General features: G+C 66.9%; 4 protein-coding genes, 1 tRNA gene and 2 rRNA genes. 6 read left to right on the top strand and 1 reads right to left on the bottom strand.

What is annotated here, in order from left to right; all coding sequences use genetic code 11:
• Window positions 1-51 precede the first annotated feature (51 nt).
• The 4 genes from ACZ6TD_RS15080 to ACZ6TD_RS15065 all read left to right on the top strand — a co-directional run bounded on the left by ACZ6TD_RS15080 (window position 52) and on the right by ACZ6TD_RS15065 (window position 4,316).
• A 23S ribosomal RNA gene (locus ACZ6TD_RS15080) occupies window positions 52-3,172 on the top strand.
• Window positions 3,173-3,262: 90 nt separating this feature from the next.
• Window positions 3,263-3,379 (top strand): 5S ribosomal RNA (gene rrf / locus ACZ6TD_RS15075).
• Between the two features lie 105 nt (window positions 3,380-3,484).
• Window positions 3,485-4,183, top strand: coding sequence for a DegT/DnrJ/EryC1/StrS family aminotransferase (locus tag ACZ6TD_RS15070; RefSeq protein WP_471354306.1), 699 nt, complete (start codon window positions 3,485-3,487; stop codon window positions 4,181-4,183).
• Window positions 4,184-4,243: 60 nt separating this feature from the next.
• Window positions 4,244-4,316: transfer RNA gene (locus ACZ6TD_RS15065), tRNA-Thr, on the top strand.
• A gap of 82 nt (window positions 4,317-4,398) precedes the next feature.
• Here the strand turns inward: ACZ6TD_RS15065 and ACZ6TD_RS15060 are convergent.
• Window positions 4,399-7,032 carry a SpoIIE family protein phosphatase gene (locus tag ACZ6TD_RS15060; RefSeq protein ID WP_471354304.1) on the bottom strand — a complete coding sequence of 878 codons (2,634 nt, stop codon included), beginning with the start codon at window positions 7,030-7,032 and terminating at the stop codon, window positions 4,399-4,401.
• A gap of 250 nt (window positions 7,033-7,282) precedes the next feature.
• Here ACZ6TD_RS15060 and ACZ6TD_RS15055 point away from each other — a divergent pair, with 250 nt between their 5' ends.
• A complete protein-coding gene (locus tag ACZ6TD_RS15055; protein ID WP_471354302.1) occupies window positions 7,283-12,853 on the top strand; it encodes a HAMP domain-containing protein in 5,571 nt (1,856 codons plus the stop codon).
• Window positions 12,854-13,127: 274 nt separating this feature from the next.
• Window positions 13,128-13,805 carry a response regulator gene (locus ACZ6TD_RS15050; RefSeq protein ID WP_020868040.1) on the top strand — a complete coding sequence of 226 codons (678 nt, stop codon included), beginning with the start codon at window positions 13,128-13,130 and terminating at the stop codon, window positions 13,803-13,805.
• The last annotated feature ends 15 nt before the right edge of the window (window positions 13,806-13,820 follow it).

Genomic DNA, 13,820 nt, shown 5'->3' with positions numbered 1-13,820 from the left:
ACGGGGTACGGGTCGTTGTTTGAGAACTGCACAGTGGACGCGAGCATCTGTGGCCAAGTTTTTAAGGGCGCACGGTGGATGCCTTGGCACCAGGAACCGATGAAGGACGTGGGAGGCCGCGATAGGCCCCGGGGAGCTGTCAACCGAGCTGTGATCCGGGGGTGTCCGAATGGGGAAACCCGGCAGTCGTCATGGGCTGTCACCCATACCTGAACACATAGGGTATGTGGAGGGAACGCGGGGAAGTGAAACATCTCAGTACCCGCAGGAAGAGAAAACAACCGTGATTCCGGGAGTAGTGGCGAGCGAAACTGGATGAGGCTAAACCGTATGTGTGTGATACCCGGCAGGGGTTGCGCATGCGGGGTTGTGGGTTCGTACTTCAGTCGTCTGCCGGCGGCTGGGTGAGTCAGAAATTGTTGATGTAGGCGAAGGGCATGCGAAAGGCCCGGCGTAGAGGGTAAGACCCCCGTAGCTGAAATGTCAGCAACTTGCTTGTGCGATACCCAAGTAGCACGGGGCCCGAGAAATCCCGTGTGAATCTGGCGGGACCACCCGCTAAGCCTAAATATTCCCTGGTGACCGATAGCGGATAGTACCGTGAGGGAATGGTGAAAAGTACCGCGGGAGCGGAGTGAAATAGTACCTGAAACCGTGTGCCTACAAGCCGTGGGAGCGTCGCCGTGTTCTTTGGAGCACGGTCGTGACTGCGTGCCTTTTGAAGAATGAGCCTGCGAGTTTGCGGTGTGTTGCGAGGTTAACCCGTGTGGGGAAGCCGTAGCGAAAGCGAGTCCGAATAGGGCGGTTTAGTAGCGCGCTCAAGACCCGAAGCGGAGTGATCTAGCCATGGGCAGGTTGAAGCGGAGGTAAGACTTCGTGGAGGACCGAACCCACCAGGGTTGAAAACCTGGGGGATGACCTGTGGTTAGGGGTGAAAGGCCAATCAAACTCCGTGATAGCTGGTTCTCCCCGAAATGCATTTAGGTGCAGCGTCGTGTGTTTCTTGCCGGAGGTAGAGCACTGGATAGGCGATGGGCCCTACCGGGTTACTGACCTTAGCCAAACTCCGAATGCCGGTAAGTGAGAGCGCGGCAGTGAGACTGTGGGGGATAAGCTCCATGGTCGAGAGGGAAACAGCCCAGAGCATCGACTAAGGCCCCTAAGCGTACGCTAAGTGGGAAAGGATGTGGAGTCGCAGAGACAACCAGGAGGTTGGCTTAGAAGCAGCCATCCTTGAAAGAGTGCGTAATAGCTCACTGGTCAAGTGATTCCGCGCCGACAATGTAGCGGGGCTCAAGCGTACCGCCGAAGTCGTGTCATTGCAGCATGACCCCTAACGGGGGCTGTGATGGGTAGGGGAGCGTCGTGTGCCGGGTGAAGCAGCCGTGTAAGCGAGTTGTGGATGGTTCACGAGTGAGAATGCAGGCATGAGTAGCGATACACACGTGAGAAACGTGTGCGCCGATTGACTAAGGGTTCCTGGGTCAAGCTGATCTGCCCAGGGTAAGTCGGGACCTAAGGCGAGGCCGACAGGCGTAGTCGATGGACAACCGGTTGATATTCCGGTACCCGCTTTGAAGCGTCAACGCTGAATCAGGCGATGCTAAGGCCGTGAAGCCGCCCTGGATCCTTCGGGTGAAGGGGAGTGGTGGAGCCGCCGGACCAGACTTGTAGTAGGTGAGTGATGGGGTGACGCAGGAAGGTAGTCCAGCCCGGGCGGTGGTTGTCCCGGGGTAAGGGTGTAGCCCGAGGGGTAGGTAAATCCGTCCCTCATTTAAGGGTGAGACCTGATGCCGAGCCGATTGTGGTGAAGTGGATGATCCTATGCTGTCGAGAAAAGCCTCTAGCGAGTTTCATGGCGGCCCGTACCCTAAACCGACTCAGGTGGTCAGGTAGAGAATACCGAGGCGTTCGGGTGAACTATGGTTAAGGAACTCGGCAAAATGCCCCCGTAACTTCGGGAGAAGGGGGGCCATTGCTGGTGATGGGATTTTCTCCTTGAGCTGGTGGTGGCCGCAGAGACCAGCGAGAAGCGACTGTTTACTAAAAACACAGGTCCGTGCGAAGCCGTAAGGCGATGTATACGGACTGACGCCTGCCCGGTGCTGGAACGTTAAGGGGACCGGTTAGTGGGGTTTCGATCCCGCGAAGCTGAGAACTTAAGCGCCAGTAAACGGCGGTGGTAACTATAACCATCCTAAGGTAGCGAAATTCCTTGTCGGGTAAGTTCCGACCTGCACGAATGGCGTAACGACTTCTCGACTGTCTCAACCATAGGCCCGGTGAAATTGCATTACGAGTAAAGATGCTCGTTTCGCGCAGCAGGACGGAAAGACCCCGGGACCTTTACTATAGCTTGATATTGGTGTTCGGTTCGGCTTGTGTAGGATAGGTGGGAGACTGTGAAGCATTGACGCCAGTTAGTGTGGAGTCGTTGTTGAAATACCACTCTGGTCGTGCTGGATGTCTAACCTGGGTCCGTGATCCGGATCAGGGACAGTGTCTGGTGGGTAGTTTAACTGGGGCGGTTGCCTCCTAAAGGGTAACGGAGGCGCCCAAAGGTTCCCTCAGCCTGGTTGGCAATCAGGTGTTGAGTGTAAGTGCACAAGGGAGCTTGACTGTGAGACCGACGGGTCGAGCAGGGACGAAAGTCGGGACTAGTGATCCGGCGGTGGCTTGTGGAAGCGCCGTCGCTCAACGGATAAAAGGTACCCCGGGGATAACAGGCTGATCTTCCCCAAGAGTCCATATCGACGGGATGGTTTGGCACCTCGATGTCGGCTCGTCGCATCCTGGGGCTGGAGTCGGTCCCAAGGGTTGGGCTGTTCGCCCATTAAAGCGGTACGCGAGCTGGGTTTAGAACGTCGTGAGACAGTTCGGTCCCTATCCGCTGTGCGCGTAGGAGTCTTGAGAAGGGCTGTCCCTAGTACGAGAGGACCGGGACGGACGAACCTCTGGTGTGCCAGTTGTTCTGCCAAGGGCATGGCTGGTTGGCTACGTTCGGGAGGGATAACCGCTGAAAGCATCTAAGCGGGAAGCCTGCTTCGAGATGAGGGCTCCCACCCACGTGATGGGTTAAGGCTCCCAGTAGACGACTGGGTTGATAGGCCAGATATGGAAGCCGGGTGACCGGTGGAGTTGACTGGTACTAATAGGCCGAGGGCTTGTCCTCAGGTGCTCGCGTCCACTGTGTTGGTTCTGAAGCAATGAACCGTCTGACCCCCATGTGTATGGGTTGTGTCCGGTGTTTGTTTCATAGTGTTTCGGTGGTCATAGCGTTAGGGAAACGCCCGGTTACATTCCGAACCCGGAAGCTAAGCCTTTCAGCGCCGATGGTACTGCAGGGGGGACCCTGTGGGAGAGTAGGACGCCGCCGAACAAATTGTGTAGAGAGCCCTGCCGGGACTTCGGTCTCCGGCAGGGCTCTTCTCTTGTTGTGTTGCGAGCCACTCGGTGTTCATGTTGCCTGGGCACGATGCCGCTCATGGGGACTTCTACGGATGAGCTGCTGCATGAGTTGACCCGGGCGCGCGTGCGGCCGGGCGACGAGGTCATCGTGCCGTCCTACGGCACTTCCGAAGCCGCGGAAGCGGTGCTGCTGGCCGGCGCCAGGCCGGTGTTCGTGGACATCGACGCCCATACCTACTGCATAGACCCGGCCGCGGTGGCCGAGGCGCTGACGCCCAGGACCGCGGCCATCGTGGCCATTCACACCTTCGGACATCCCGCCGATATGGCGGCCCTCACCGAGCTCGGCCGGCGGCACGGCGTGCTGGTGATCGGACACGGGGCTGCCGGCGAGCCCGCCGGGGAGATACTGCGGCGGCAGGCCAACGCGGCCTATCTGGACGGAAAGCTGCGTGGCGTCCTCACGCCGCCGGTCGCGCCCGGGGTGGAACACACCTACCAGCAATACGTCGTTCGGGTCCCCGGCAACGGCCGGCCGGACCGGGACGCCTTCGCCCGTACGCTGCGTTCTCGCGGCGTCGTATGCCATGTGCCCGTACAGACGCCCGCGCACCGCACCGCGCGCTTCCGGCGCGATCTGTGGCTCGCGGAGACCGAGCGCGCGGCCGATGAGTGCCTGGCGCTGCCCGTCGATCCGACCATGTCGCGGCGGGAGTTGCAGCGCGTGGTCTCGGCCTGCAACGCGCTGGGCGGGCTGCTGCAGTCAGCCGCCTGAGCCACGGGGCGGGTGGTCGGGAGCGCACCCGAGTTCGGGTATGATCGATCTCGTCGACGCGCCCCAATAGCTCAGTCGGCAGAGCGTCTCCATGGTAAGGAGAAGGTCTACGGTTCGATTCCGTATTGGGGCTCTCCTGCGAAGGCCCCCGCCATGTGGCGGGGGCCTTCGTCATGTTCGGGCATCGCCGGGCGCGCCCCGGGCGCCCGGCCGCCTCAGGCGTCGGCGGGCTCGGGCTCCGGGACGCGCATCGCCAGGATCGCCATGTCGTCGGAGGGCGGCTCCGCGGCGAAGCGCTCGACCGCCCGCAGCACCCGGGCGGCCACCGCGCCCGCCGTAAGGCCGGTGCAGGTCGTGAGGACGTCGACAAGGCCGTCGTCGCCGAGCATCCTGGTGCCCTCGCGCCGCTCCGTCACCCCGTCGGTGACGCACAGCAGCACATCGCCCGGGTCGAGCGTCACCGTCTGCTCGTACAGCTCGAGGTCCTCCATGACGCCGAGCAGCGGCTGGGGCTCGGCCGCCGCTTCCACGCTGCCGTCCTGGCGCAGCCGGAGCGGCAGCGGGTGTCCGGCGCAGACGACCTTGAGCACCGCGCTGCCGTCGTGCTGCGGCCACAACTCGCCGTAGAGGAGGGTCAGGAAGCGGCTGCGGGCGCCCTCGTCGAGGATCGCCGCGTTGAGCCGCTCCAGGACCGCCGGGCCGCCGAAGCCCTCGCGGGCGAGCAGCCGCAGGGCGTGCCGGGCGAGTCCGGTGACCGCGGCGGCCTCCGGTCCGGTGCCGCAGACGTCGCCGATGGCGAAGCCGTACGCCCCGTCGCGGATCGGGAAGAGGTCGTAGAAGTCGCCGCCGACCTCGTTGCCCTCGCCCGCCGCGCGGTAGATGACCTCGACCTCGACTCCGGGGACCTCGGGCTGCTCGGGCGGCAGCAGACTGCGCTGGAGGGACTGGCTGATCGCGGTGCGCTCGGAGTAGAGCCGCGCGTTGTCCAGCGCGAGCGCGGCCCGGCGGGAGAGGTCCTCGGCCAGCTCCAGGTTCTCCTGGCGGAAGTGCTCGTCGGTGGGCTTGCCGAGGATGAGCATGCCGATGACGCGGTTGCGGGCCACCAGAGGCAGCACGACCGTCTCCCCGCCGACCGCGGAAGCGGTCGCGAGCGAGGCGCCGGGACCGGAGGAGGGGCGGGCGGAGTCGCCGAGGCTGAGGCTGCGCAGCGAGGTGCGCAGGGCGGCGGCGTGGGCCGCGTCATAGGGGCCGGACCAGCTGCGGGCGCCGCCGGTGGGGACCTGCTCCGGCGGGTCGATCTTCATCAGCAGGGCCTTGAGCCCGTCGATGCGGTCCTCGTCCTCATGCAGGACATACGACAGCTCGGGATCGGACGCCTGGTCGGCGACCGTATAGACGGCGCACCAACTGGCCAGCGTGGGCACCGTCATCTGTGCCATGAGCGCCAGCGTCTGATCGCGGTCCAGCGTGCCCGCGAGGAGGTCGGACGCCTCGACGAGGAAGGACAGGGAGCCGCGGCGCAGCCGCTCCAGCTCGGTGAGGCGGGCGCGCTCGACGGCGAGGGCGATGCGGTCGGCGGCGAACTGCAGCCGCAGTGCCTCTTCGTTGCTGTAGCGGGCGGGGGACTCGGCGGCGACGCCGAGCGAGCCGGTGAGCCGGCCCTCGACCTTCAGCGGGACGGTGACCACGGAGCGCATCCCCGTGTTCACCAGCAGGGGAACGGCGCCGGGCACCGCGGACAGGTCCTCGTGGACGGCGGGCATGCGGGCCGAGCCGTAGCGCCCGGTGCCCGCTTCGACGGGGACGCGGGCGAAGCGCTGGCGGGCCGAGGGCAGCCCGGTGGAGGCGCGGACCTCCAGCTCGGTCTCGTCGTCGGTGGCGAGCAGCAGATAGGCGGCGTCGCCGTCGAGCATATCGCGGGCCCGCTCGACGGTGCGCTGGAGCAGTCCGTCGAGGTCGTCGGGGGCCGGGGAGCCGATGAAGACCTCGAAGGCGTCGGTGGCCGGGCCCCGCTCGGCGGTTTCGGCGGCGTCCACGTTCGCACCGCGCATCGGGCTCTGGAGCACGGCGCGCTCGCGGTCGCGCACCAGCAGACAGACGGTGGACGGCTCGCCCTCGGCGTCGCGGATGCGCAGGTGGGAGGCGTAGACGGGGGAGACCCGGCCGTCGGCGCCGCGGATGCCGTAGGAGCCCTCCCAGCGGGAGAGCAGCAGCGCCTCGGCGACACCGGTGCCGGTGCCGGGGGTGTGCGGCCAGGCGGCGAGGTCGGTCAGCGGCTTGCCGATGATCTGCTCCGGCTGGTAACCGAACAGCTCCTGAGCGTCCTCGTTCCAGGCGCTGATCAATCCGCCGCTGTCGACCTGGACGACCCCGACCCGGACCCGGGAGTCGGCGATGGGCAGGGCACTGGAGGGCAGGGCGGGCCCGGCGGCCCGGGTGCCGGCCGGACGGTCGGGGAAGTCGAGCTGGAACCACACCTGCTTGTGGGTCGCGGTGTACTCGACGCCCCAGCGGGCGGCGAGCGCGGCGCACAGCAGCAGACCGCGGCCGCCCTCGCGGTCGGGGTGGCCGAAGTGGTGGCCGCCGTTGCTCTGCAGCGGGACCTCGCGCTCGGGGTAGCGGTCGGCGACCTCGACGCGCACGCCGGTGTCGGCGCGGATGCAGACCACATCGGCGGTGGTACCGGCGTGCACCACCGCGTTGGTGACAAGTTCGCTGGTCAGGACGACGGCGTCGTCCACGATATCGGTGAGGCCCCACCCGTGGAGGGTGTCCCGGACAAAGGTGCGGGCGGCGGCGACCGAGCGTCCCACCGGCTCGAAGGTGGCGGCTGCCCGCGCGGTGATCACAGGTCTCCTCATAAGTGTCTCGGCGAACTGCTCACCCATGTCGCAGCGCCCCTCCGATGCCCTGGCCGGTTGCCAGGTTACTTACCACCGACGCCGTCGCGAATGCCGGTCGCCCTCGATTCCACCCAGAGGTGCCCTCGGCGGTGTGGGATGCTGCCGAACTGTTATGGCCTGGTTGGGGCATGGTGAAACACTGGGGAAGCTGGAAGAAGAACCCGACGAGGACGGTCAACCCTGCGGGAGGGACACGGTGGAGTCTGGCGCAGCGGCGCGGGGCACGAATACGCGCGCGAAAGGCGGACGGTCCCGAAGCAATGGGACGACTGAAGTGGAGACGGCGGCCCTGAACCGGCTGCTGACCGCGATGACGGCCATGCGGGACGGGAACTTCCGCAAGCGGCTCACGGTCTCGGGCGAGGGCGTGATGTCCGAGATCGCCGCGGTCTTCAACGAGGTCGCGGACCGCAATCTGCAGCTCACGGGCGAGCTGACCCGGGTGCGGCGGGTGGTCGGCCGCGAGGGCAAGCTCACCGAGCGGCTGGAGACCGGCGCCTGTGAGGGGCAGTGGGCCGCGGCCATTGACGCGTCCAACGCCCTGGTGGACGATCTCGTACGGCCGGTGTCCGAGGTGGGCCGGGTGCTGTCGGCGGTCGCCGAGGGCGACCTGGAGCAGCGCATGGACCTGCGGGCCCAGGGCTCCGACGGGTCGGCGCATCCCCTGCGGGGTGAGTTCCTCAAGGTGGGCCGCACGGTCAACGGCCTGGTGGATCAGCTCTCGGCGTTCACCGACGAGGTGACGCGGGTCGCGAGTGAGGTCGGCACCGAGGGCAAACTGGGCGGTCAGGCCCGGGTGCGCGGAATGTCGGGTTCGTGGAAGGACCTCACGGAGTCCGTCAATACGATGGCCTCCCGGCTCACCGCTCAGGTGCGTGACATCGCTCTCGTGACCACGGCGGTGGCCAAGGGTGATCTGTCCCGGAAGGTCACGGTTCATGTGTCCGGGGAGATGCTCGAGCTGAAGGAAACCGTCAACACGATGGTGGACCAGCTCTCCTCGTTCGCCTCCGAGGTGACCAGGGTCGCCCGTGAGGTGGGCACCGAGGGCGAGCTCGGCGGCCAGGCGAAGGTGCCGGGCGTCGCGGGCGTCTGGAAGGACCTCACCGACTCCGTCAACCTCATGGCCGGGAACCTGACCGCGCAGGTGCGCGGGATCGCCCAGGTCACCACGGCGGTCGCCAACGGTGATCTGTCGCAGAAGGTGACGGTGAGCGCACGCGGCGAGGTCGCGCAGCTCGCCGACACGATCAACACCATGACCGAGACGCTGCGCACCTTCGCGGACGAGGTCACGCGGGTGGCCAGCGAGGTCGGCGCCGAGGGGCTGCTGGGCGGTCAGGCGCAGGTGCCGGGTGCGGCGGGGACGTGGAAGGATCTCACCGATTCGGTGAACACCGCGTTCCGGAACCTCACCGCGCAGGTGCGGGACATCGCGCAGGTGACGACGGCGGTGGCGAACGGCGATCTGTCGCAGAAGGTCACCGTCGATGTGGCCGGCGAGATGCTGGAGCTGAAGAACACCGTCAACACGATGGTGGACCAGCTGCAGTCGTTCGGCGCCGAGGTGACGCGGGTCGCCCGGGAGATCGGCGTCGAGGGCGAGCTGGGCGGTCAGGCGCAGGTGCCGGGTGCGGCGGGGACGTGGAAGGATCTCACCGATTCGGTGAACACCGCGTTCCGGAACCTCACCGGACAGGTGCGCAATATCGCGCAGGTGACGACGGCGGTGGCGAACGGCGATCTGTCGCAGAAGGTCACCGTCGACGTCTCCGGCGAGATGCTCAAGCTGAAGAACACCGTGAACACCATGGTGGACCAGCTGTCCTCGTTCGCCGACCAGGTCACCAGGATGGCGCGGGACGTGGGCACCGAGGGCCGGCTGGGCGGTCAGGCCCGGGTGGACGGGGTCAGCGGCGTCTGGGCGGACCTGACCGACTCCGTGAACTCCATGGCCGGGAACCTGACGGCGCAGGTGCGCGGTATCGCCCAGGTGACGACGGCGGTCGCGCGCGGCGATCTGTCGCAGAAGATCGAGGTGGACGCGCGCGGCGAGATCCTGGAGCTGAAGAACACCATCAACACGATGGTCGACCAGCTCTCCGACTTCGCCGAGCAGGTGACCCGGGTCGCCCGCGAGGTGGGTACGGACGGCCGGCTGGGCGGTCAGGCGCAGGTGCCCGGTGTGGCGGGCGTCTGGCGCGATCTGACCGACTCGGTGAACGGCATGGCGGGCAACCTGACCGCCCAGGTGCGCAATATCGCCCAGGTGGCCACGGCGGTCGCGCGCGGTGACCTCTCCCAGAAGATCGACGTCGATGCGCGCGGCGAGATCCTGGAGCTGAAGAACACTCTGAACACGATGGTCGACCAGTTGTCGTCCTTCGCGGAGGAGGTCACCAGGGTCGCCCGCGAGGTGGGCACCGAGGGCCAGTTGGGCGGCCAGGCCGAGGTGCAGGGCGTCTCCGGGACGTGGAAGGACCTCACCCAGTCCGTCAACAGCATGGCCAACAACCTGACGTCCCAGGTGCGTTCGATCGCGGAGGTGACCACGGCGGTCGCCAAGGGCGATCTGTCGAAGAAGATCACCGTCGATGCCAAGGGCGAGATCCTCGAGCTGGTCACCACGGTGAACACGATGGTGGACCAGCTGTCGTCGTTCGCCGAGCAGGTCACCCGGGTGGCCCGTGAGGTGGGCACCGAGGGGCAGTTGGGCGGTCAGGCGCGGGTTCCGGGCGTGACCGGAATCTGGAAGGACCTGAGCAACAACGTCAACCTGATGGCCAACAACCTGACCATCCAGGTGCGGAACATCTCGCAGGTCTCGGCCGCGGTCGCCAATGGTGATCTGACGAAGAAGGTGACGGTCGAGGCGCGCGGTGAGGTCGCGGCGCTGGCCGACACCGTCAACACGATGGTGACGACGCTGTCGTCGTTCGCCGATGAGGTCACCCGCGTGGCCCGCGAGGTGGGCACGGACGGCATCCTGGGCGGCCAGGCCCGGGTGCCCGGCGTCTCGGGGACGTGGAAGGACCTCACCGAGTCCGTGAACTCGATGGCGTCCAACCTGACCGGCCAGGTGCGCAACATCGCCATGGTCACCACGGCCATCGCCCAGGGCGATCTGACCAAGAAGATCGACATCGAGGCACGCGGCGAGATCCTCGAGCTGAAGACGACCATCAACACGATGGTGGACCAGCTGTCGTCGTTCGCCGACCAGGTGACCCGGGTGGCCCGTGAGGTGGGCACCGAGGGCCAGCTGGGCGGCCAGGCGCGGGTGCGGGACGTGGCCGGCACCTGGAAGGACCTGACCGAGTCGGTGAACGAGATGGCCGGGAACCTGACCCGTCAGGTGCGCGCCATCGCCGAGGTGGCCACCGCAGTGACCCGCGGCGATCTCAACCTCAAGATCGACGTGGACGCCTCCGGCGAGATCCAGGTCCTCCAGGACCACATCAACACCATGATCGCCAACCTGCGCGAGACCACGCTCGCCAACAAGGAGCAGGACTGGCTCAAGGGCAACCTGGCCCGGATCTCCGGTCTGATGCAGGGCCGTCGCGACCTGGAGGACGTCGCCCGGCTGATCATGAGCGAGCTGACCCCGGTGGTCTCCGCCCAGCACGGCGCGTTCTTCCTGGCCGTGCCGCCCGGCGAGGGCACCGAGGTGGTCGCGGACAGCACCTCCGACGACGGCTACGAACTGCTGCTGGTCGGTTCCTACGGCTACACCTACGGCTCGATGCCCACGCGCTTCAAGCCCGGTGAGACGCTGATCGGCACGGTCGCCGAGGAGAAGCGCGCGATCCTGGTGGAGAACGTGCCACCGGGCTATCTCAAGATCGCCTCGGGGCTCGGCGAGGCGGCCCCGGCCCATGTGATCGTGTTGCCGGTGCTCTTCGAGGGGCAGCTGCTGGGCGTGATCGAGCTGGCCTCGTTCCAGCCGTTCGCCCAGATCCAGAAGGACTTCCTCAACCAGATCGCCGAGATGATCGGCACCAGCGTCAACACCATCAGCGTCAACACCAAGACCGAGGTGCTGCTGAAGCAGTCGCAGGAGCTGACCGAGCAGCTGCGCGAGCGGTCGGCCGAGCTGGAGAACCGGCAGAAGGCGCTCCAGGCGTCCAACGCGGAGCTGGAGGAGAAGTCCGAGCGGCTGGCCCGCCAGAACCGCGACATCGAGGTCAAGAACACCGAGATCGAGGAAGCCCGGCAGGTGCTCGAGGAGCGCGCCGAGCAGCTCGCCGTCTCGATGCGCTACAAGAGCGAGTTCCTGGCGAACATGTCGCACGAGCTGCGCACCCCGCTCAACTCGCTGCTGATCCTGGCCAAGCTGCTCGCCGACAACGCCGACGGCAACCTCTCGCCGAAGCAGGTGGAGTTCGCCGAGACCATCCACGGCGCGGGCTCGGACCTGCTGCAGCTGATCAACGACATCCTGGACCTGTCGAAGGTCGAGGCGGGCAAGATGGACGTCAGCCCGACCCGTATCGCCCTGGTTCAGCTCGTCGACTATGTGGAGGCCACCTTCCGGCCGCTGACCGCGGAGAAGGGCCTGGACTTCTCCGTAAGGGTGTCGCCGGAGCTCCCGGCGACGCTGCACACCGACGAGCAGCGGCTGCTGCAGGTGCTGCGCAATCTGCTGTCCAACGCGGTGAAGTTCACCGACAGCGGCGCCGTGGAGCTGGTCATCCGGCCGGCGGGCGCGGATGTGCCGCACGCCATCCGGGAGCAGTTGCTGGAGCACGGTGCGCTGCGCGACGCGGACGCCGAGATGATCGCGTTCTCGGTGACCGACACCGGTATCGGCATCGCGGCGAGCAAGATGCGGGTGATCTTCGAGGCGTTCAAGCAGGCCGACGGCACCACCAGCCGTAAGTACGGCGGCACCGGACTCGGCCTGTCCATCAGCCGGGAGATCGCCCGGCTGCTGGGCGGCGAGATCCACGCGGCCAGCGAGCCGGGCCGCGGCTCGACCTTCACGCTCTACCTGCCGCTGCACCCCAGCGAGCTGCCGCCCCAGGGCTACCCGCAGCTCGCGCCGAGCAGCTCGGGCCGGAGCCCGCTGGCGCTCGAAGCGCTCCCCAGCGCCGTGGAGGAGACCGAGGACAACGGTGCCGCGGTGGAGCGGGAGGAGGCCGCACAGGACGCCTCCGAGGGCTCCCCGGCGGCGCGCGGCCGTGGCGGCTCCGGGCTGTTCCGGCGGCGTCAGCGGGCCGAGCAGGAGGCGTCCCGGAACGGTGCGGAGCAGGCCCCGCCGGAGCCGGAGCCGGAGGCGGAGTCGGGCGCCCGGTCGGCGGGCCGCCGCCCGGGACGGCAGGCGCAGGCCCCCGAGCCGTGGCTGCTGGGCGGCCAGGACCTGGTGGCCCCGGAGCCGGCGGGCGGCTTCCACGGCGAAAAGGTGTTGATCGTCGACGACGACATCCGTAATGTCTTCGCGCTGACCAGCGTGCTCGAGCAGCACGGGCTGCAGGTGCTGTACGCGGAGAACGGCCGGGAGGGCATCGAGGTCCTGGAGCAGCACGACGACGTCGTACTGGTCCTGATGGACATCATGATGCCGGAGATGGACGGCTACGCCACGACGGCCGCGATCCGCAGGATGCCGCAGTTCGCCGGGCTGCCGATCATCGCCCTCACCGCGAAGGCGATGAAGGGCGACCGGGAGAAGAGCATCGAAGCGGGCGCGTCGGACTACGTCACCAAGCCGGTCGACACCGATCATCTCCTTACGGTGATGGAGCAGTGGATGTCGGTGGAGTGACCCGAGGTACGCGCGGGACAGCCGTGGTGTTGACTGAGTGTCGCCGAACACGTGTGGGAACGCGGTATTCGGGGAACCTTCTGGTCTCCCACCGCGTTTCTGCTACGTGCACAGTGACATCGCGGTGACAGGGTGTGGCGAACAGCGGGGTGCGGCTACCATGACCGGCACAAGGACGGGCGGCGCAAGGGAGTCGTCCCCTGGGGCGGCGCCCGGTGCTTTCCTCAGCTCTGCGAGCTGGGGAGACCCCAAGCCGGGACGAGGAGGACGGGGCATGGTGCAGAAGGCCAAGATCCTCCTGGTCGATGACCGGCCGGAGAATCTGCTGGCGCTGGAGGCCATTCTCTCCGCGCTCGATCAGACCCTGGTGCGGGCATCGTCAGGGGAGGAAGCGCTCAAGGCGCTGCTGACGGACGACTTCGCGGTGATTCTGCTGGACGTCCAGATGCCGGGCATGGACGGATTCGAGACCGCGGCGCACATCAAGCGCCGGGAGCGGACCCGCGACATCCCGATCATTTTCCTCACGGCGATCAACCACGGCCCGCACCACACCTTCCGGGGCTATGCGGCCGGCGCGGTGGACTACATCTCCAAACCCTTCGACCCGTGGGTGCTCAGAGCCAAGGTCTCGGTCTTCGTGGATCTGTACATGAAGAACTGCCAGCTGCGGGAGCAGGCGTCGCTGCTGCGGCTGCAGTTGGAGGGTGGCCAGCCCGCCGCCGGGGAGGCCAAGGAGTCGGCGGGGCTGCTCGCCGAGCTGTCCGCGCGGCTCGCCGCCGTCGAGGAGCAGGCCGAGGCGCTGTCCAAGCAGCTGGACGAGTCGGCCGACGCCGCCGCCGTGGCCACCGCGGCCCATCTGGAGCGCAAGCTGACCGGTCTGCGGCGGGCGCTGGACGCGCTGGAGCCGGGTGCGGGGAGCGGGGCCGGCCAGGTCCCCTCGCAGAACTGATCCGCCGCCCCACCG

This window comes from Streptomyces yongxingensis (assembly GCF_055597465.1).
The sequence above is the reverse complement of the archived record's forward strand: the minus strand, read 5'-3'. Positions and strand labels throughout refer to the sequence as shown.